Origin of the sequence: Romboutsia sp., from assembly GCF_035470145.1 — a bacterium.
GTDB lineage: Bacteria > Bacillota > Clostridia > Peptostreptococcales > Peptostreptococcaceae > Romboutsia_D.
The window spans coordinates 1-21,569 of the sequence record NZ_DATIRC010000325.1 but is presented as its reverse complement, the minus strand read 5'-3'; the positions used below and the strand labels follow the sequence as shown (position 1 = coordinate 21,569).

The 21,569-nt window shown below is 29.8% G+C and carries 16 protein-coding genes; 3 read left to right on the top strand and 13 right to left on the bottom strand.

The window, feature by feature from the left end:
• The first annotated feature begins 120 nt into the window (after positions 1 to 120).
• Positions 121 to 1,863: a flavin monoamine oxidase family protein gene (locus VLM92_RS13145; RefSeq protein WP_325276789.1), complete on the top strand. Its 1,743-nt coding sequence runs from the start codon at positions 121 to 123 to the stop codon at positions 1,861 to 1,863.
• 122 nt (positions 1,864 to 1,985) lie between these two features.
• Here VLM92_RS13145 and rlmD read toward each other — a convergent pair whose 3' ends face one another.
• From rlmD to VLM92_RS13080, 13 genes are all read right to left on the bottom strand, one after another.
• Entirely contained in the window at positions 1,986 to 3,359 is a 1,374-nt protein-coding gene (gene rlmD / locus VLM92_RS13140) for a 23S rRNA (uracil(1939)-C(5))-methyltransferase RlmD (protein WP_325276788.1), read from the bottom strand.
• Between the two features lie 77 nt (positions 3,360 to 3,436).
• A complete protein-coding gene (locus tag VLM92_RS13135; protein ID WP_325276787.1) occupies positions 3,437 to 4,129 on the bottom strand; it encodes a hypothetical protein in 693 nt (230 codons plus the stop codon).
• A 244-nt stretch (positions 4,130 to 4,373) separates the two neighbouring features.
• Positions 4,374 to 5,939 (bottom strand): sodium-dependent transporter, encoded by a 1,566-nt coding sequence (locus tag VLM92_RS13130; protein WP_325276786.1) that lies wholly within the window; start codon positions 5,937 to 5,939, stop codon positions 4,374 to 4,376.
• A 243-nt stretch (positions 5,940 to 6,182) separates the two neighbouring features.
• Positions 6,183 to 7,943: a pyruvate kinase gene (gene pyk, locus VLM92_RS13125; RefSeq protein WP_325276785.1), complete on the bottom strand. Its 1,761-nt coding sequence runs from the start codon at positions 7,941 to 7,943 to the stop codon at positions 6,183 to 6,185.
• Between the two features lie 16 nt (positions 7,944 to 7,959).
• Positions 7,960 to 8,919 carry a 6-phosphofructokinase gene (gene pfkA / locus VLM92_RS13120; protein WP_325276784.1) on the bottom strand — a complete coding sequence of 320 codons (960 nt, stop codon included), beginning with the start codon at positions 8,917 to 8,919 and terminating at the stop codon, positions 7,960 to 7,962.
• Positions 8,920 to 9,134: 215 nt separating this feature from the next.
• Positions 9,135 to 12,683 (bottom strand): DNA polymerase III subunit alpha, encoded by a 3,549-nt coding sequence (locus VLM92_RS13115; protein WP_325276783.1) that lies wholly within the window; start codon positions 12,681 to 12,683, stop codon positions 9,135 to 9,137.
• A gap of 98 nt (positions 12,684 to 12,781) precedes the next feature.
• On the bottom strand, positions 12,782 to 13,720 hold the full coding sequence (gene whiA, locus VLM92_RS13110) for a DNA-binding protein WhiA (protein ID WP_325276782.1): 939 nt from the start codon (positions 13,718 to 13,720) through the stop codon (positions 12,782 to 12,784).
• 16 nt (positions 13,721 to 13,736) lie between these two features.
• Positions 13,737 to 14,162: an NUDIX hydrolase gene (locus VLM92_RS13105; RefSeq protein WP_325276781.1), complete on the bottom strand. Its 426-nt coding sequence runs from the start codon at positions 14,160 to 14,162 to the stop codon at positions 13,737 to 13,739.
• A gap of 65 nt (positions 14,163 to 14,227) precedes the next feature.
• On the bottom strand, positions 14,228 to 15,337 hold the full coding sequence (locus tag VLM92_RS13100) for a gluconeogenesis factor YvcK family protein (RefSeq protein ID WP_325276780.1): 1,110 nt from the start codon (positions 15,335 to 15,337) through the stop codon (positions 14,228 to 14,230).
• 13 nt (positions 15,338 to 15,350) lie between these two features.
• Complete coding sequence (gene rapZ, locus VLM92_RS13095; protein ID WP_325276779.1) at positions 15,351 to 16,208, bottom strand: RNase adapter RapZ; 858 nt, start codon at positions 16,206 to 16,208, stop codon at positions 15,351 to 15,353.
• Between the two features lie 19 nt (positions 16,209 to 16,227).
• Positions 16,228 to 16,941: a PHP domain-containing protein gene (locus VLM92_RS13090; RefSeq protein ID WP_325276778.1), complete on the bottom strand. Its 714-nt coding sequence runs from the start codon at positions 16,939 to 16,941 to the stop codon at positions 16,228 to 16,230.
• A 3-nt stretch (positions 16,942 to 16,944) separates the two neighbouring features.
• Entirely contained in the window at positions 16,945 to 17,859 is a 915-nt protein-coding gene (gene murB, locus VLM92_RS13085; RefSeq protein WP_325276777.1) for a UDP-N-acetylmuramate dehydrogenase, read from the bottom strand.
• A gap of 203 nt (positions 17,860 to 18,062) precedes the next feature.
• A complete protein-coding gene (locus VLM92_RS13080; protein WP_325276776.1) occupies positions 18,063 to 18,878 on the bottom strand; it encodes a formate/nitrite transporter family protein in 816 nt (271 codons plus the stop codon).
• 335 nt (positions 18,879 to 19,213) lie between these two features.
• On the opposite strand from VLM92_RS13080, the gene VLM92_RS13075 reads away from it, so the two are divergent.
• Positions 19,214 to 20,083, top strand: a complete 870-nt coding sequence (locus VLM92_RS13075; RefSeq protein ID WP_325276775.1) for a formate/nitrite transporter family protein — start codon at positions 19,214 to 19,216, stop codon at positions 20,081 to 20,083.
• 176 nt (positions 20,084 to 20,259) lie between these two features.
• The coding region (cls, locus tag VLM92_RS13070) for a cardiolipin synthase (protein ID WP_325276774.1) at positions 20,260 to 21,569 on the top strand (1,310 nt) is incomplete at its 3' end.

The following is a 21,569-nucleotide window of genomic DNA, read 5'->3' as shown; positions in this document are numbered from 1 at the left end:
TTCTATACATTTTTTCAAAACTAAAGTAATAACAATTCAGAAGGTTTTTGTTCATTTTTTAAAAATCACATTAATATACTTAAACTATATTAATATGATTTTTAAGGAGTTGAAATTATTATGAAAATAAGTTCTTTGCCTACACAGCCTGATAACCCTACAAATTCAAAAAGACATAATTTGCTTCGATATGCATTAGAAACGGTTAATCGTTTAGAAGATTTTGATAATATTATAGAATTATTAAATCCTCCCTCTGATATTACAACGATAGCATCTCCAGGGAGATTTAAAGGTGTTAAAGTAGGTATAATAGGTGGAGGGTTAGCTGGTTTATCATCAGCATTTGAACTTAGAAAACTTGGGTTTGATACTACTATATTTGAATCTTGTGAAGATCGTGTAGGAGGAAGAATTTATACTCACTATTTTGATGAAGATAAAAAATTTTATGGAGAGCTTGGAGCTATGCGTATTCCAGTAAGTCATGAAACTACTTGGCATTATATAAATCTTTTTAACTTAAATACAAGAACTTTTGTTCAAACCAATAAAAATGCGTTATTATATGTAAGAGACATAAGAGTTAGAAACGATCCTGAAGGAAAGAACGTAATGGAGAAAATTTATCCCGAATTTAATTTAAAATTATGGGAAAGAAATACGCCATGGCAAAAGCTTATACAATATGGACTAGGTACTCCTTTAGTTAGTATTGATCCGTACCTAAGAAAAGAAATTTTAGAAGTTAAACCTAAATATAATCCTCAGATTCAGTATTGGGAATATTATAATACTCGTCAAATTCTTGAATCAATGAATTTAAGTCAAAGTGCTTTAAATCTTTTAGGAAGTGTTTCTCCTTTTGTAAGTTCTTTTTATTACAATAGTTATTTTGAAATTTTACAAGAAGAGTACCCCGTAGATTTTTCATTCTTATATGAAATTATAGGTGGAATGGTTAACCTTCCTCTTTCTTTTTATAGATCTCTAATATCTCAAAATCCTAAAGAATATGAAAATACTTCAAATAGTGATTTAGGTAAAGTAATATGGAAAAATGGAAATTCAGTTACAGAAATTCATAAATGTCAAAAAGAAAATAAAGTTTTATTAAAATATAAAAATAAGCATTTAACCGAAACTTTACAAGAATCATTTGATTATGTTATTTGTACCATACCATTTTCAAGCCTTCGAAATATTAATATTAATCCTTTATTTAGCACCCAAAAAATGCAATCAATAAAAGAAGTTAACTATGCAAACTCTCAAAAAACATTATTTTTTTGTAATAAACGTTTTTGGGAAGAACAAGGAATTATAGGAGGAGGTTCATATACTGATTTACCTATTACAAGTATTTGGTATCCTTCTGATCATGCAAAATGTATTGCTGATGATAATAAGAAAAGAGTTTGTTTTGGTGAATCTCCTTTTAATAATTGGGGCCCTAGAAAAAATTGCTCACCTAATAATCCAGGAGTTTTTTTAGCATCATATAACTTTTCTTTAGATGCAGTAAGATTAGGAAATTTAAGTAAAAAACTACATTTTACAGAAGTAAAAGAACAAGTAGAAGCTGTTCATGGCCTTCAAAAAGGATATCTTGACTCAGTAATAAAAGATTATAAAACTATATGTTGGAATGAAGAACAAGGGTTTTATGGCGCTTTTTGTTATTTTTTACCACAACAGAAAAAAAACTTTTCATATTCTATTATAAAACCAGAATATAATAACAGAGTATTTTTTGCAGGTGAACATACATCTGCTAAGCATGCTTGGATACAAGGAGCTTTAAATAGCGGAATGAAAGCAGCAAACTCTTTAGCAAAATATTGTAAAATTCATAGTAGTTAAAATCGTAGAGCAATTAATAGATACTTCTCAAGCCATCTGGGATTATTCTGATAATGAACATAAACAGATAATCCTAAATGGCTTGATAGGTAAAATTATTATTAATGTAGCTAAAATAGATATTATTCTACGCTTGCGTTAGTATTTTTTATATAAGCTACACACTCAACGTGCATAGTATGAGGGAACATATCTACTGGTTGTATTTCAATACATTTGTATCCTCTTTCGTCTAAGTAATTTAAATCTCTTGCTAATGTAGATGGATTACAAGAAACATAAACTACTTTATCTGGTGACATAGATACTATAGTATCTAATACTTTCTCTTCACACCCTTTTCTAGGAGGATCTACTACAACTACATTAGCAGTTTTTCCTTCTTTATACATCTCAGGAACTACGTCTTCGGCCTTTCCCACATAAAACTCTACATTATCTAAATTATTTAGCTTTGCATTTATCTTAGCATCAGTTATAGCATCTTCTACTATCTCTATTCCATAGACCTTTTTGGCTTTTTGTGCTAAAAATAAAGATATAGTTCCTATACCACAGTATATATCAAACACAGTATCATTTTCTTGTAAATCAGCATATTCTAGTGCCTTGTTGTATAATACTTCAGTTTGTATAGGATTAACTTGGAAAAATGATAATGGAGATATTTCAAATACTAAATCTCCTATATAATCATTTATCTTTCCATCTCCATATATTACTCTATTTTCTTTACCTAATATTACATTAGTTTTTTCTCTATTAACATTAACAACTAAGGTTTTAAATCCCGGTACATTTTCTTCTAATACAGACGCTAATTCATTTAAATACGGTAATTTCTTTCCATTTGCAACTAACACTACCATAACTTCCTTAGTCGTAAATCCTATTTTAGTAACTAAATGTCTTAACACACCTGTATGTGACTTTTCATCATAAATACTTACACTATAAGCATTTATATAAGTTTTTATTATTTTCATTATCTTATCATTTACATCATGTTGTATTACACACTTATCCATAGGTATAATGTCATGACTTTTTTTCTTATAAAAACCTATAGCAGGTGCATTATTTAGTTTTTGTATAGGGAATTGTGCCTTATTCCTATACCTTAAAGGTTCATCCATTCCAATTGTGTTATGTATCTTAACACCTTCTAATTTCCCGATTCTGCTTATAACTTGTTTTACTTCATTTGTTTTTATATCTAACTGCTTTTGATAATCTAATTCTTGTATTTGACACCCTCCGCAATCTTTAAGACTATCACTACATATTCTTTCTACTCTAAAAGGTGATTTTTCTATTATCTCAACTATATCACCCACAGCATAATTTTTTTTAGATTTATTTATTCTAACTTTTACTTTATCTTCTATTAGTCCGCCCTCTACGAAGACAGTAAAACCATCATGTTTTCCTACTCCAACTCCGCCTTGACCTATATCAACTATGTCTACAATGTACTCTTTATTTTTTGATAACATTAAGGTATCCTCCGTCCGTATATTTTAAGAAGCTTTAAGAGTTTATTTTACCAAAAAAATAGAGGCTTATAAAGCCCCTATATGAATAAATCTTTACTTTTATATCCTCTATATAGCTGTAAGCTAGTAAATATTAGCAATATGCATCCAAATAACGGTCCTATATATACTAATTTTTCCGCTAAATTTTGAGCAACTCCAGTATCTACAATTGATTTAACGGCTCCTGTGTAATCAATTTTTGCATTAATTCCGTATCTTATCCATGTAAAAGATGTCATAAGTGCAACTGGAACTACACTCATCGTCATATAAAATCCACTTATCGATCTTTTCTTTACACCTTTTAATCCCATATATATTGGTAAGAAAAATAATACCGGTAATATAAATCCATAAAACTGTGGTGATAATGCTAAAAATAACATGGAACTAAATAAAAAACTAGTTATATACTTTCTTAAATAATTTGTTTTTCCTTCAAAATCACATAATGATGCTTTTAAGTATCTTATATACACTTCTACACTTGTTTCTAATTTATCCTTATCCTTTGATGATTTTAATTCTTTTATAAGCTCTATCCCTTTTGAATTTAAGTTGTTATACTGAATTTTCATATTTTCTGGAATATCTACATTACCATATTCATTATATAGTTTGTCTAATTCTGATTTATATTTTTTCTTTTTAGCATCTTTCATAATTTGAACTTTGCCTATTTCTGATTTCAATTGATTTATTGTGATTATAACTAAATTCGCATTCATTGTAATCGCCCCCTTTAAGTATATAGTACTATACAAAATGTTCTTTTGTCAGAAGATTTATTATTTAATTTATATGATATTTAGTTAAAAAACCCTACCTTATATTTAAGTAGGGTTTTTATACTTTTACTTCGGATCTTTTACTATTTTACTCATTGATATTCCTATACAAATAAATATGGTAGACCATATTACACCCATAAATCCCCATGCAGCACCTGTCATAATTTTAACCCCCTCTTTCTTACGAAGTTGTTACCTTATTAGATTCTATTTCTTCTTTGTATTTATTTTTAATTGATTTATATGATTGCATAAATCCTATTAATAATACGGTAAATACAACTATTCTACCTAAGTTAACCCAAATAGCAAACTCTGGTATATCTGCTATATAGCTAGGTGTTGCTTTAAAGTTACCAGCTATCCAATAATCTCTTGTAAAGAATACTAAGAATGTTATTATTGTAACTGGTGTTAAGAATTGATGGAATAATCTGAAGAACCACTTAGGAACTTTCCATAGTCCACCTTTATTCATTTCTTCAAGAGCTTTATCTTTAACACACCAACCAATTACTATTATTTCTATTAATCCTAAAACTATTAATAAATAGTTACCTATCCAATTATCTACTTCTGTGAAATAAACAAAGTTAGCACTTTGAGTTAATATTGACTCTACAGCTATCGGAGTTCCAACTATTAAGTATCCAATAAATACTATCCAAGCACCTTTCTTTCTATCTATTCCTGCATCTTCTTCTAGTAATGCTACTAGATAGTTATACATCGCTATAGCAGATGTTACACCAGCGAAGAATAATAATAAGAACCATATAGCTCCAAATATTCCTCCTCCAGTCATTGTACTAAATACATTAGGTAATGCTATAAATGCTAAACCTATACTTCCTTTTATACCTTCTGGTCCTAGAAATGCATATGCTATAGGTATAACTGCTGTTCCACCTAATATAACTTCTGCAAATTCATTTAATGATATTGTTGCAACAGAAGCTGTTACTATATCTTCATCTGGTTGTAGGTATGAAGCATAGTTTTGTATTATACCCATTCCTAAAGATAATGTGAAGAATATTTGTCCTGCTGCTGATATTGCAGATTGCCATGATAATTGACTAAAATCTGGATTCCAGATAAAGTTTAATCCTCCCAATGAACTCCAGTCTGGATTAACAGGTGTTCCTAATGTTAAAGATCTTATTGCTAAAATTATACCGAATACATAAAGCACAGGCATCATAATTTTAGCCCAAGATTCTATACCTTTTTGAATACCCTTCATTACGGCAAGCGCTAAGCAAAGTAACGCTATAACCCAGAATATTAAGTTCTTCGGATCTTGAACATAATTTACAAAGAATCCACCTGGGTCCCCATTATAGCCTCCTATTAAAGAATTTACTGCGAATCCTAATGCCCATCCTATTATATGATTGTAATAAGAATTAACTAATATAGTAACTCCAAATGCTATCATTCCACATAAAGCTCCAACTATAATTGCTTTTTTTGGTTTCATTGCTTGTTTTGCTTGCAAATACATCATTGGTCCTAATGTTCCATGACCGTGTTTACCACCATAACGTCCTACACTCCATTCTACTAACATTACAGGCATACCTATAACTATTAGTGCGAAGAAATATGGTATCATGAATGCTCCTCCACCATTTGAAGCAGCTACGTACGGGAATCTCCAGAAATTCCCTAATCCAACGGCATTTCCTGCCATCGCTAATATAAGACCAATTTTTGAACCCCAGTTCTCTCTACTTTCACTCATTAGTCTATCCCCTCCTTTTTTTATACCTATGCTTTAGATAATTAAATTATGATTGATCTAGATGTGAAATTTAACTGAATTTTCTGAATAATCCAGTTATAAAATAACCACTAAGTCTATCAATTAACTTAGTGGCTAAATTTGTAGCTTAAAAATATAATATCACTAGATTTTTATATTTGCAAGCAATTTTTTAGAATTTTCAGAAAAGTCTAACTTTTATTTTTGTTCAAGTTTTATTTTTTATAAAACTCGAGTTGATCCTCTATATATTACACCTCTTGAAGCATCTACAGTAACAACTTCTCCATCTTTAACTGAATTAGTTATGTTGTTAGCTGACACTACAACTGGCTTATCTAAATTTAATCCTACTATCGCTGCATGAGAAGTCATTCCACCCTCTTCAGTTACTATAGCAGCTGATTTTTCTATACAAGCATTCATTTCTATATCTGTCATAGTAGTAACTAATATATCACCTTCATTGAAATCCTTGCAGTCTTCTCCTCTTTTAAGTATACGAACTTTACCTTCTACAGTCTTGCTTCCTACACCTATTCCTTGAACTATTTCTTCACTTATAACATGAACTTTTATTAAGTTAGTTGTTCCACTTACACCAACCGGTACTCCAGCAGTTATAACTACTAATTCACCATTATTTATATAGTTAGCACTTCTCGCTGCTTCTATAGAATTTTCTATAACTTCATCTGTGTTTTTTGAATCTGATGATTTAACACTGTAAACTCCCCAAGTAAGAGCTAATCTTCTCATTATTTTTTCGTTATTAGTAGTAGCTATTATTGGACACTTAGGTCTAAATTTAGATACCATTCTTGCAGTATATCCTGAAGAAGTAGAAGTTATTATAGCTGATGCATCTAAATCTACAGCTGTTGTACATGTTGCATGACTTATAGCATCTGTAACAGTTGAGTTATTTTTTGCATTTTGCTTCAATAAGTTGTCATAATCTAATGTTTTTTCAGTTCTTTTAGCTATTGTTGCCATAGTTTTTACAGCTTCTACAGGATATTTTCCTGCAGCTGTTTCTCCAGATAACATTATTGCGTCTGTTCCATCATATATAGCGTTTGCAACGTCAGTAACTTCCGCTCTTGTAGGTCTTGGATTTCTCATCATAGAATCAAGCATTTGAGTTGCTGTTATTACAGGTTTCGCTAATTCATTACATTTTTTTATCATCATTTTTTGTACTACTGGTATATCTTCTGTTGGTATTTCAACTCCTAAGTCACCTCTAGCAACCATTATACCGTCAGAAACTTTTAATATTTCATCTAAATTATCTACACCTTCTTGGTTCTCTATTTTAGATATTATTTGTATATCTGTAGCATTGTTTCTTTCTAATATCTCTCTTATAGCTAATACATCAGATGCTTTTCTAACAAATGAAGCAGCTATATAATCTATACCTTGGCTTATACCAAATTCTATATCGCTTGTATCTTTTTCAGTTATAGCTGGTAAGTTTATTTTCACTCCTGGTACGTTTACTCCCTTATGATTCTTAACTATACCTGAGTTTTCAACTATACAAACTATATCATCTCCATTTACTTCTGTAACTTTTAATCCTACTAAACCATCATCTATTAATATAGTGTTTCCTGGTACAACATCGTTTGCAAGGTCCTTGTAACTTACCGTACACATTTCTTTAGTTCCCACAACGTCCTTCATAGTTATAGTAAATTTTTGACCTTCTTCTAATAAAACTTCTGGCTCAGCAAAGTTTCCTGTTCTTATTTCTGGTCCTTTTGTATCTAATAAAAGCGCTACTGGTTGATCTAATTTTTCTCTAACCTTTTTCGCTACATCTAATCTACCTTTATGTTCTTCATGAGATCCATGCGAAAAGTTAAATCTACATACATTTAACCCATTCTCAACAAGTTGAGTTAAAACCTCTTCTTTCTCTGATGCTGGTCCTAATGTACAAACTATTTTAGTTCTTTTCATATTTTTTAACATATATATTCCTCCTATATTATATAGATAGTATTTTTACCATTTCATAAGTATCTTTATCAAATGATCTAGTCATTGATAAAGCTTCATTTATCTCCATATCAATTATCTTATTGTCTTTAATACCTACTACTCTAGCAGCTTTTCCATCTAATAATAGCTCCACTGCTCTAAATCCCATTCTACTAGCTAATATCCTATCAAATGCAGTTGGACTTCCACCTCTTTGTACATGTCCTAATACAGTAACTCTTAAATCAGCTTGAGTTTCTTTAACTATGTCTTTACCTAGATCTTGTGCATTTCCTACACCTTCTGCCAGTACTATAATACTATGTCTCTTACCTCTTTTTTGAGTTGTTTTTAATTTATTACATACATCTTCAACTTTGAAGTCAACTTCGGGAACTATTATAGTTTCTGCACCACCTGCAAGACCTGAATATAAAGCTAAATCTCCACAGTGTCTTCCCATAACTTCAACTATGTTAACCCTTTCATGAGAAGAAGAAGTATCTCTTATTTTACCTATAGCATCTATTATCGTATTCATTGATGTATCAAATCCTATAGTATAGTCAGTGTATGCTAAATCATTATCTATAGTCCCTGGTATTCCTATAGCTGGGAATCCTAAATCACTTAATTTTTGAGCACCATTAAATGATCCATCTCCACCTATAACAACGAGACAGTCTATGCCATGTTTCTTTAATACCTTTACTCCTACTAATCTACCTTCTTCTGTTTTAAACTCTTCACATCTAGAAGATTTTAATATAGTTCCACCTCTATGTATAATATCACCAACAGAAGATAAATTCATTTCTTTAATATCTTCTTCTATTAATCCTTTGTACCCTCTGTTAATTCCGTATACTTTACATCCATAGTATATTGCAGACCTTACAACAGCTCTTATAGCTGCATTCATTCCCGGAGCATCTCCTCCACTTGTCAATATGCCTATAGTTTTCATAGTGTTACCTCCTAGTTATCTATTTTAACATTAAGGGACACTTATTGTCCCTCGTATGTTTTTTTATCCCATCAAAGTTAAAAAAATTAAATCTCCTAAAATATTCATTTTCTGATATTATACCACAAGATTATGTATTTTTTTCATAATATTATTATATAATAATTTTTTTATTCTAATTATTCTATTTTTTTACTTTTTTTATTTTTAATACACTAATCTTTTATTTTTATATTTTCTTTAGACAATATTTTTTGCAAATCTAAAATCAAATTATTTGTAATCTTTACATTTAATCCATTCCACTTATACAATTGCTTACTATCTTCTGCATATAAAAATGTATTCTCTATCCCTAAATGCCTTTTTGATATTTCTACAATTTTATCAATTAGTTCCTTATTATTAAAACTATCTATTTTTAAATATAATCCACTTTTAGAATTGTTATTATACTTTAAATTATCTTTTGAATTATAATTTGATTTTGTATTGTATTTTCTTTCTTCAAATTTAGATGAATCATTTATGTCCTTAATTTCTCTAACTATAAGTTTTGCATTTTCGTCTTCTTTTATACTCAATGTTCCCTTTACATATATAATATTATCTTCATTTAAAATATTATTATATTTTTGTAACAATTGAGGGAATACTATTATTTCTATAGTTCCATATAAATCTTCAAGTTCTATAAATGCCATTATATCATTTCTTTTTGTTGTTTTTATAGTTTTATTAACTATAATCCCACCCATTATAACTTCTCTTTCATCTAGAGCCATATAACTTTCTGCATCGTCTCTTAAAGAATTTAATTTACCATTATCTATAGAAGTATTTCTTTGTATTTCTTCTTCAAATTCTGCTAATGGATGACCACTTACATACATACCTAATACTTCTTTTTCTAAATTAAGCCTTTCTCTTTCTTCATACTCTTTTAATTTTGGAATATTACTAACCTCTTGCAGTTTATTAGTTTCTTGTCCTCCTCCAAAAACATCAAATAAAGATATTTGACCTTGTACATTTTTCTTTCTATCCATAGCTATACTATCTAATAAGTTTTCATAGCCTGACATTAAACTTGCTCTATTTTCACTTATATCATCAAAAGCACCACATTTTATTAAACTTTCTATGACTCTTTTATTTGTGTCTTTTGAATCTAATCTTTTTGCTAAATCTCCAAAATCTGCAAATGCTCCATTTAGTTCTCTTTCTTTTATAATATTATTTATAATATTAACTCCAACATTTTTAACAGCCGCTAAACCAAATCTAATATTATTACCCTCAACTGAGAACTTAGAGAAGCTCTTGTTTATATCTGGTTTTAGTACTTGTATATTTAATATACTACATTCTCTTATATATTCAACAACCTTATCTGTATTACCCATTACACTTGTAATTAAGGCTGCCATAAATTCCACTGGATAATATGCTTTTAAATATGCTGTTTGATATGATAAAACTCCATATGCCGCTGCATGCGACTTGTTAAACGCATACTTTGCAAAATCTATCATATCATCAAATATTTTATCTGCTATCTTTTCTGGCACTCCATTTCTAACACACCCAGCTATTTCTATATTGCCATTTTCATCTTCTTTTCCATGGATAAAGTATCTTCTTTCTTCTTCCATTACATCCATTTTCTTTTTACCCATAGCTCTTCTAACTAAGTCACTACGGCCATAACTATATCCTCCAAGATCTCTAACTACTTGCATTACTTGTTCTTGATATACTAAACAACCATAGGTAACTTCCATTATTGGCTTTAATTTTTCATGTAAATATTTTACATGATGAGGGTTATTTTTGTTATCTATATACGTAGGAATAGAATCCATTGGTCCCGGTCTATATAATGATATTCCGGCAACTATATCCTCGAAATTATCTGGTCTTAGTTGCTTCATAAAAGTTCTCATACCGGCGCTTTCTAACTGAAATACTCCTAACGTGTTTCCTGATGATAAAAGTTCATACACCTTTGGGTCATCATAATCCATCTTTGAAAAATCTATTTTATTATTATGATTTTTTTGTATTAAATCTAATGTATCTCTTATTACTGTAAGAGTTCTTAGCCCAAGAAAGTCCATTTTTAAAAGTCCCAATTCCTCCAATGTAGTCATTGTGAATTGAGTTGTTATAGCATCTTGATGCTTATATAACGGAACGTACTCGTCTACGGGATTTTTAGATATAACTACACCTGCCGCATGTGTCGATGCATGTCTAAGCATTCCTTCTATTTGCTTTGATATATCTATAGTTTCTTTAGTTTCCTTATCTTGCTCATATAAAGCTCTTAAATTTGGATTCGTTTCTAAAGCCTTATCTATTGTCATTCCAAGTGCAAATGGTATTTCCTTCGCTATTTTATCTACCTTAGTGTAAGGTATGTCTAATACTCTACCAACATCTCTTATAGCAGCTTTTGCACCCATAGTCCCGAAGGTAATTATTTGTGCAACATGATCATCTCCATATTTTCTTTTTACATAATCTATAACTTCTTCTCTTCTTTCATAACAGAAATCAATATCTATATCGGGCATAGAAACACGTTCTGGATTTAAAAATCTTTCAAATAGTAACGAATATTTTATAGGATCTATATCAGTAATTTTAAGAGTATATGCTACTATTGAACCTGCAGCACTACCTCTCCCTGGACCTACCATTATATTATTCTCTTTTGAGAAGTTTATAAAGTCCCAAGTTATTAAAAAATACTCTACATATCCCATTCTTTCAATTACATCTAACTCATAATTGAGCCTATCTATAACTTCTTTACTTGGATTTTCATATCTTTCTTCTAATCCTTTGAAACATAACTCTCTCAAGTAGCTATCAGGTGTATACTCCTCTGGTACATCATATTGTGGAAGATGTATTGTGTTAAAATCGAATTCAATATTACATTGCTCTGCTATCTTGACCGTATTTTCTACCGCCTCTATAGCATAGGGGAATAACTCTTCCATTTCTTCTCTTGATTTCAAATAAAACTCATCACTACCAAATCTCATTCTATTAGGGTCATTTACTGTTTTTCCCATTTGGATACACATAAGCACATCGTGTATTTTTGAGTCTTCTTTATTCACATAATGAACGTCATTTGTGGCTACCAATGGGATACCTGTTTCCTTAGAAAGTTTAACTAATCCTGAATTTACTTCCCTTTGTTCAGGTAAATTATGGTCTTGTATTTCTAAATAAAAATTTTCTTTTCCAAATATATCTCTATACTCTAAAGCTAATTTTTTTGCCTTATCATAATTTCTATCCATAAGTGCCCTAGATACATCTCCTGCTAAACAAGCAGATAATGCTATTATTCCATCACTATATTTTTTTAATTCATCAATATCTACTCTTGGCTTGTAATAAAACCCTTCTACATATGATGTAGATACCATTTTAATTAAATTTTTATATCCATCCATGTTTTTAGCTAGTAAAACTAAATGTCCTTGTCCCTTATCATAGTTAGGATCCTTGTCTCTTAATGTACGAGATGCAGTGTAAACCTCACAGCCTATTATTGGTTTTATTCCTTCTTTTCGAGCTGCTTTATAAAAATCTATTACACCAAACATGCAACCATGATCAGTTATTGCAATCGCACTCATATTTAATTCTTTAGCCCTAGCCACAAGCTTCTTTATCCTTGAAAATCCATCAAGTAAGCTATATTCCGTGTGAACATGAAGATGTGCAAAATCTTTGCTCACTACATCACCTCCTGTCTTATCTTTTAATATTACCACAAAAACATATGATAAAACAAAAAGAGGTTATATTAAATATAACCCCCACTTTATAATTGTTTCTATCTTAACTTATTAGCAATTTCTTCTATTTTTCTTAGCCTATGATTTACTCCAGATTTTCCTATCGGAGGATTTAGCATCTCTCCTAACTCTTTTAATGTCATATCTTCACACTCTACCCTAAGTCGAGCTATTTCCTGTAAATTTTCAGGTAAGCTACTTATACCAACTGTCTCCTGTATGAATTTAATATTTTCAACTTGCCTAACTGCAGCATTTACTGTTTTAGAAAGGTTTGCTGTTTCACAATTAACTATACGATTAACATTATTTCTCATAGCTTTTACTATTTTAGTACTTTGAAGACTTAAAAGAGCATGATGAGCTCCTATAATACTTAATAAATCTGATATTTGTTCACTTTCTTTTAAGTACACAACATAGTTATTTTTCCTTGCTACTATCTTGCAGTTAAATCCTAAAGAATTTATAAGATCTTTCAATGACTCTGCAAAATCTTCATTATTTGTCACAAATTCCATGTGATAATTTTTCCCCGGATCACTTATAGAACCTCCACCAAGAAACGCCCCCCTTATAAAGGCTCTTTTGCATTCATCGTGTTGTATAAGATGAGCTGGTACTTTATTCAAAGTATAAAATCCCTCTCCTTGTGCTAATATTCCAAGCTCCTTTATAAGTTTTTCCGCCCCCATTTCACTTGTTACCATAAGAACATAGCTGTTATTTCGTTTTAACATTTGGTTCTTATTTACGGAAATGGTCGTATTTATACCAAAATTTTGTTTTAATAATTTAAATATTTTACGAGCTATTGAATTTAGCTCCGTTGTTATTTTTAAATTTAATTTTTTATAGCCTACAATTTGTATACTTCCTGCTAATCTTACTAAAGCTGCTAATTCTGTTATATTACAACAATGGTTTTCAGATGTAACCCTTGCTAATTCATTTTTTGTTTCAGTTGAAAAAGACATATGCATCACCTATTAACTAGTTCTTTTTTAACCTTTTTTTAATTTCCTGTAAGGCTACTTTAATTATTTCTTTCTCATCATCATATTTAGCTAAATCTACTACTCTATCTAAGTGTATAAACTTAGCATCAATGAATCCCTCTTCTTTTTGAGGTATGGTATCCATATTTCTTGCTTGCATTAAATACCAAAAAACTGTTTTATGAACTGCTCTATTTTCATCCCAGTTTTCTTTGAAAGTATAATGAATCTCTCCTAAATACTTTAATATATCCGCTTTTACTCCAGTTTCTTCTAGCACTTCTCTTAGTGCTGCTTCTTGCCTATTTTCGCCTTCTTCTACCTTTCCTTTTGGTAAAACCCAATCTCCATTGAATTTTCTAAGTAAAAGTATAGCATTGCCAAACAGTACTACACCACCGGCACTAACCTCTTCTCTCATAGATGTTCACTCCTTAAAACTAACATAATAATAAGGATTTCTACATAAAGCTTTAAAATCCTTTTTTACTTGCTTGTATCATTTTTATGACTTAGTGCCAAATTAATAATTATATTAGAAATATACTTTGCATCATGCCTAATATAATTGTTTTTTATTTCAATCAAGTTTTCTTCTATAGTTTTTACCCCCATACGTTTAAGAATGTCTTTTTGAGCCTTATCTAATAAAACTTGCTTTGCTCCATCATTTTGATATATTTTAAATACATCGTCTGGTAATATCTCATTATTCGCTATTACATAATCAAGTATATTTTCTTTTGTATGTCTAACTATAGCATTTATATGATCTAATACATTATGATTATCTGTTTCTCCTGGCTGAGTCATTATGTTAGATATATACACTTTAGGAGCATTAGACTTTTTAATAGCTTCTACTACTCCTTCTACCAATAGATTCGGCATTATACTTGTATATAAGCTTCCTGGACCCACAATAATTATATCAGCATTTGCAATAGAGTTAATTACTTCGTCTAAAGGTTTTGCATCTATTGGATCTAGATATACCCTATCTATAGAGCTTTTTTGATTTTTAACCTCTTTAGGTATAATTGATTCACCATTTATCCTGTTTCCATTTTTTAGCTGAGCAATTAATTTTATATCTTCTAATGATACAGGTAAAACCCTTCCTGTAATCGCGAATATTTGGCTCATTTTATATATAGCTATTTCAAAATTCCCATATAATCCATTCATTGCCGCTAAAAATAAATTTCCAAAACTTTGACCTTTTAAAGCTCCTTCTGTGAATCTATATTTCATTACCTCATCCATAATTGGCTCTATATTTGCAAGAGCTAATAGACAGTTTCTTATATCTCCTGGTGGTAACATTCCTAAATCTTCTCTTAAGACACCTGATCCTCCTCCATCATCAGCCACTGTAACTACTGCTGTGATGTTTTGGGTAAAATGTTTTAATCCTCTTAAAAAAACTGATTGCCCTGTACCGCCTCCAATCACTACTACCTTAGGACCTACATATTCTTTATTCCTAATATGTAGTGATTGTGCTTTTTCTCTTATTATTTTTTTGTATAAGTATAGAGATGCTATTAGTGCAATCCACCCTGTTACCCCTATTACTATAAGTATACTTGCCATTGTTTCCTCCACATTATCTTAACATAAAGTCCCTATGTTTCTTGACTACTCTATATCCTTTATTAATTAATTCTTCGTATATAAGGTTTGATATAGTTACTGATCTATGTCTTCCCCCTGTACAACCTATACCTATTACTAGATGTTGCTTTCCTTCTTCAATGTACTGAGGAACTAAAAACTGTATCATATCATTCAACTTACTATAAAATTCTTTACTTATTTTAGAATTCATTACATAATCTCTAACATCTTGCTCATCGCCTGTTTTTGGTCTTAAATCCTCTATATAGTATGGGTTTGGTAAAAATCTCACGTCAAACACTAAATCACAATCTGCAGGTATCCCATGTTTAAATCCAAAAGATACTACAGATATAGTTAATTTATTATTATCTTCTCCGTCAGAGTATATCTTACTTATTTCTTCTTTAAGATCTTTAGGTTTCATATTTGTTGTATCTATTATACAATCTGATATTTCCTTTAATGGCTCCATTATCTTTCTTTCCATTTTTATTCCTTCAGGTATTTGCATATTTCTTGATAATGGATGATTTCTTCTTGTCATTTTATATCTTTTTAATAAAACATCATCTGAACAATCTAAGTACACCATTTCATATTTATAATCTTCTTTTTTTAGGTAGTTTAAACTTTCATGAAGTGCTTCAAAAAACTTCCTACCTCTTATATCTATCCCTAATGCTACTTTATCAATGCTTGAATTTGGCTGATAGCATAATTCTGCAAACTTAGTTATTAAGGTAGGAGGTAAGTTATCTACACAGTAAAAACCCATGTCCTCTAAAGCTCTCATTGTTTCACTTTTACCTGACCCTGAAAGACCTGTAACTATTACAAATTTCATATTTACTCCCCTTCTTAACCTATATTTTAATATTTTCTACTAAGGATAAATCTAGGTTAGCTTCTCTTATGTTTTTCATAGCTAATTCAAAGTTCCCTACATCTTCTGGCTTATGTGCATCAGACCCTATAATAAACTTGTTTCCTATATTCTTAATTTCTTTTAATTGCTTATCATTTAAAAACCCATGACTACTGTTTATCTCTAATTTGGTATTTGTTTCTTTAGCTACCTTAGCAATTTCTTGTATATAAACATCTCCCTTATCTCCAGGGTGAGTTATTATAAATATATCATTTTTTTTCATAGCATTTATTATAGCGTTCGTATTGTATTCTTTAGATTTTGGGCTCTTTAGAAAATAATTTTCCCAATGATTAAACATACCCTTAATAGATGTTGGTGTTGATCCAAAATGATACCCTGCCATTACATAATCTAATAAATCTGCAAATTTATCATCTAAATCTATATTACCATTTTCATCTAATATATTGCATTCCATTCCTAAAAGTATGTTTATATTAGCATATTTAAGATTTAGCTTATCTATTTCTTCTCTCATTTTATAAATATGTTTTCTCTTTACTCCAAAGGTCATATGCTTATATCCATGATCTGATATACCTATAGTTTTTATCCCTTTAGATATCGCTTCTTTTATATTATCCTCTATTGATCCTTTACCGTGACTATACAAAGTGTGTGTATGATAATCTGCTAGTATTTGCATTTATTAATCCTCTCCAAGTATTTTAACTTCTTCCTCAAGCATTATTCCAAATTTTGCATTTACAGTACTTTTTACTACATACATTAAATCTAATAAATCCTTAGCTTTGGCATTTCCTAAATTAACAACAAATCCACAATGTTTTTCTGATACTTGTGCCCCTCTTAAAGTAAGACCTCTTAATCCACTGTCTTCTATTAATTTTCCTGCAAAATGTCCTACTGGTCTTTTAAATGTACTACCAGCACTTGGTAAACTTAATGGTTGTTTCGTAACTCTTCTTTGAGTGAAATCAGCCATTGTAGCTTTTATTTCATCATAATTCCCTTTTTTAAGCTCTATATCTGCTGATAAAACTATATAATCTGTTCTTGAAAGTATGCTTTTTCTATATTCAAATTCCATTTGTTCATTTGTTAACTCAACTATATTTCCTTCTGTATCCATAAGCCTTACAGATTTAACTATGTCTTTCATTTCTCCGCCATAAGCACCTGCATTCATTGCTAATGCTCCACCTAATGTACCAGGTATACCTGATGCAAACTCAAATCCTTTTAGTTCTTCTTTTAAAATCGCTTTACCTACTACAGAAAGTAATGCTCCCGCTTGAATTCTTACAGTTGTTCCTTCTATTTCAAATTTATTAAAGTTGTTAGATATCTCTATTACAACCCCTCTTATTCCACCATCTTTTATTAGTAAGTTCGATCCATTTCCAATTATTAAATATGGAACACTTTCTTTTTTTATTAATGATATTACTTCGCTTAATTGCTTTTCTGTTGTTGGCTTAACTAATATATCTGCAGGTCCCCCAACTCTAAAAGAAATATGCTTTTTCATAGGCTCATCTAATTTTACATTTTCCTTATCTACTATATTTAATAAACTTTCATATATATATTTCTTATTCATATATTTCCTCCTAGTTTATACTATTTATTCATTATTTATCTATATTAAACTATATTATTAATTTCATCTATTTATATATAATAATGTATTAAAAAAAAAATAACAATATAAAAAGCCTTTAAAAACATTAAAAAAGCGTTGATACAACTATATCAACGCGTACTTTTTATCTAATTGTTTTTTAAATATATAAAGCCTTATCTCTAATTAGCCGTAGATTTAGTGGAATCTACTAAATTATGATTGTTAATACCAGGTTTTAAGTAACAATGATGATATATAAAAGGAACTATAATTGCTCCACCTACTATATTACCTAATGTAACTACCACCAAGTTAGTTATTAAATGCACTACAGTTACATTAGCACCTAACATCATTCCCATTGGCATAAAGAACATATTTGCAATACTATGCTCAAATCCACATAAAACGAATAGCATTATAGGAAACCAACATGCAAATATTTTCGATACTATATCTCGTCCTGCTGTTGCCATCCATACTGCCAAAACAACAATCATATTACAAAGTATAGCTCTTAGAAATGCTTGTACAACTGTGAGCCCTGCTTTAGATTCTGCTATTGCCATAGCTTTTATTGCTGCATCTCCACTTAATGTTCCTGAATAGAATACTACCAGCACTAATAATAACGAACCTATAAAATTAGCAACATATACTAGTGCCCAATTTTTAAGCATTTGTTCCATTGTTATTTTACTTTCCATAATAGCTAACGTCATTAAGCAATTTCCTGTAAATAACTCAGCTCCACAAATTACAACTAACATAAGTCCAACCGGAAATATTATTGCTCCAACAAATCTTCCTAGACCTGGGTCTATATTCGAAATTGTTTGGCCAATTAGTATATTCCCTAATCCTCCAAAACCTATAAAAATACCTGCAAGTATTCCTAATAATATACAAGATTTAGTTTCAATCTCTGCTTTACTAATACCTGCATTTACCGTAGCAGTTGCTACTTCCCTGGGTGTTAACATTCTTTTGTCCATAAATCCACCCCCATTTTATTTGTTAATAAACTTGCAAAAACATTATAGCACTAATTTTCCATATTTTGTAAAAAACTATTATATACATTAAACCTAAATATATACTTGATTTTATGGTTATATATATTCATTTTTATAAAAATTGCACTTAGTATTATTTAACATAATTTAACTTTATCTGTTTAATGTATACAAAACTACTTTTTTGTTGTATAATTACTACTGTTATATTTTTCGACAAAAAAATTCATATTTTGAAATTATATGAATTAATATATAATGTTTATTAATTTATTTTATTTTATATTTATTAAAATTTTAAGGAGGACTTTTAAATGTCAGATAAAAAGATGCTTATGCCAGCTGAAATAGCTGAATATACTATTCAAGCTGGAATAAAAAAGGCTACTACAGCTAGCAAAAAAGTTTTAGTTTCTGCTTTCCTAGCTGGTGCTTATATAGCATTCGGTGCTTTAGGATCAGTTGCTGCAGCTTATAATTTATTAGCAAACCCTGCTACTTACGGATTAGGTAAAATGGTTGCTGGGCTTATGTTCCCTGCTGGACTTATATTTGTTTTAATCGCTGGTGCAGATTTATTCACTGGTAACATACTTATAACTTTAGCTGCTTTAAAGAAAAAAGTTACTTGGAATCAAGCATTCAAGAACTGGGCTTTAGTTTGGATAGGAAACTTAGCAGGTGCTAGTTTAGTTGCATGGATGGTTAGTTTATCAGGTGTATTTGATTGGAGTCACGGATTATACGGTGGAGTTATAGTAAAGACTGCTATAGGAAAACTTGGACTTAAATGGACTTCTGCTCTAGTTTCTGGTATGTTATGTAACTGGATAGTTTGTGCTACTGTTTGGATGACTTACGGTGCTAAAGATGTAACTGGTAAAGTATTAAGTGGATTTATGGGTATATTCTTATTCGTATGTACTGGATTTGAGCATAGTGTTGCAAATATGGGGTACTTATTCGCAGGTTTATTCTCTAAGACTAACCCTGAATTTTTAGAAGCTGCTCACAAGACTGCTGCTGATGCTGCTGCTATAAACTTACCAAATATATTTATAAACAACTTAATCCCTGTTACAATAGGTAACATATTAGGTGGTGCAATATTTGTTGCTGGAACATACTACTTCTTATATGTTAATAAGAATGAAGAGTCAGTAGGCATAAATAAATCTGCATAATAAAATTAAAATTTAATATTATATATGCTTATTATAAGAGGTTGTTCTATTTTAAATAGTTCATCCTCTTTTTTATATTTAATAATATGATATAAACTAATTTTTTGTTTGTTTATTAATTACTTGCTATATAATATTAATATATTTCTTTTATATTTTTACAAGGAGGATTAATATTGATAAATTTATCATTTTTAAAAGATTCAGCTTATGAGATATGTGTTACAGCAGTATATATAATTAATTTTTTAGTTATTTTAAACCTTATCTTTAGAGAAAAACGTAGTATAGAAACTACAGTTGCATGGATACTTATACTAAGTACAATCCCCGCTTTAGGATTTGTTTTATATATTTGTTTTGGTCGTGGTATATCTAAAGATAATATGTTTAAAATTAAAGAAGCTGAGGATAAAATAATAAAAAATAATATTTTAGATACACATGTAAAATTAGAATATCCTAATAGATTTGATTCTACTGTGTTTGCTCATAGAGATATGATTTATGCTTTAGCCAATTCAAATAATGCCCACTTTACAGATAATAATACTGTTGATATATATGCACAATGCAATGAATTTTTTGATTCATTATTAAATGAACTTGCGCAAGCTAAGCAATATATAAATATACAATTTTATATATTCAAAGATGATGATATAGGAAATAAAATTATAGATATTCTTTTAGATAAAGTAAAAGAAGGCGTTGAAGTAAGGCTTTTATACGATGCCGTTGGTAGTAGACTGTTGACAGATAAATCTATAGCTAAATTAAAAAAAGGCGGAGTTAAAGTAGGTTCATTTTTCCCTTCTTTTATGAAAATTATAAACTTCAATTTAAATTATAGAAATCATCGTAAAATAGTTGTAGTTGATGGTAAAGTTGGATTTGTTGGTGGTAATAATGTTGGAGATGAATATTTAGGTAAAGATTTTAAGTTCGGTAATTGGAGAGATACCCATGTTAGACTTACCGGAGACTGTGTAAGAGATCTTAATATAAGATTTATTCTTGATTGGAGATATACAACTAAGGAAGATCTAGATTTAAATAAGTACTTCAATGATGATTGTTGTACTACTGCATCTACTACTAGTTCTAGCTCTAATAACATTGGTGTTCAAATAGTATCTAGTGGACCTGATATAACAGAATTACATGAAATAAAATATGGTTATATAAAAATGATTCAAAGCGCTAAAAAATATGTGTATATACAAAGCCCTTACTTCATTTTAGATAAAACTCTTACTGATACCTTAAAAATAGCATGTTTATCTGGTGTAGACGTTAGAATTATGATTCCTTCTAAACCTGATCATCCATTTGTTTATTGGGCATCATGTTCATATGCTGGAGAGTTATTAAAATTTGGTGCTAAACTTTATACTTACGATGAAAATTCTTTTTTACATGCCAAAACAATTGTAATAGATGATGCTATTTGTTCTATTGGTACTGCTAATATGGATATAAGAAG

Bases quoted from the DNA above. Each gene is read 5' to 3' on its own strand.
- pyk (WP_325276785.1), bottom strand. From the start codon at position 7,943: ATGTTAAAAAATATGAAAAGAACTAAAATAGTTTGTACATTAGGACCA.
- rlmD (WP_325276788.1), bottom strand. From the start codon at position 3,359: ATGTTATCAAAAAATAAAGAGTACATTGTAGACATAGTTGATATAGGT.
- rapZ (WP_325276779.1), bottom strand. From the start codon at position 16,208: ATGAAATTTGTAATAGTTACAGGTCTTTCAGGGTCAGGTAAAAGTGAA.
- VLM92_RS13130 (WP_325276786.1), bottom strand. From the start codon at position 5,939: ATGAGTGAAAGTAGAGAGAACTGGGGTTCAAAAATTGGTCTTATATTA.
- VLM92_RS13100 (WP_325276780.1), bottom strand. From the start codon at position 15,337: ATGGCAAGTATACTTATAGTAATAGGGGTAACAGGGTGGATTGCACTA.
- pfkA (WP_325276784.1), bottom strand. From the start codon at position 8,919: ATGAAAACTATAGGCATATTGACAAGTGGAGGAGATGCTCCGGGAATG.
- VLM92_RS13090 (WP_325276778.1), bottom strand. From the start codon at position 16,941: ATGCAAATACTAGCAGATTATCATACACACACTTTGTATAGTCACGGT.
- VLM92_RS13105 (WP_325276781.1), bottom strand. From the start codon at position 14,162: ATGAGAGAAGAGGTTAGTGCCGGTGGTGTAGTACTGTTTGGCAATGCT.
- whiA (WP_325276782.1), bottom strand. From the start codon at position 13,720: ATGTCTTTTTCAACTGAAACAAAAAATGAATTAGCAAGGGTTACATCT.
- VLM92_RS13135 (WP_325276787.1), bottom strand. From the start codon at position 4,129: ATGAATGCGAATTTAGTTATAATCACAATAAATCAATTGAAATCAGAA.
- VLM92_RS13145 (WP_325276789.1), top strand. From the start codon at position 121: ATGAAAATAAGTTCTTTGCCTACACAGCCTGATAACCCTACAAATTCA.
- VLM92_RS13080 (WP_325276776.1), bottom strand. From the start codon at position 18,878: ATGGACAAAAGAATGTTAACACCCAGGGAAGTAGCAACTGCTACGGTA.
- VLM92_RS13075 (WP_325276775.1), top strand. From the start codon at position 19,214: ATGTCAGATAAAAAGATGCTTATGCCAGCTGAAATAGCTGAATATACT.
- murB (WP_325276777.1), bottom strand. From the start codon at position 17,859: ATGAATAAGAAATATATATATGAAAGTTTATTAAATATAGTAGATAAG.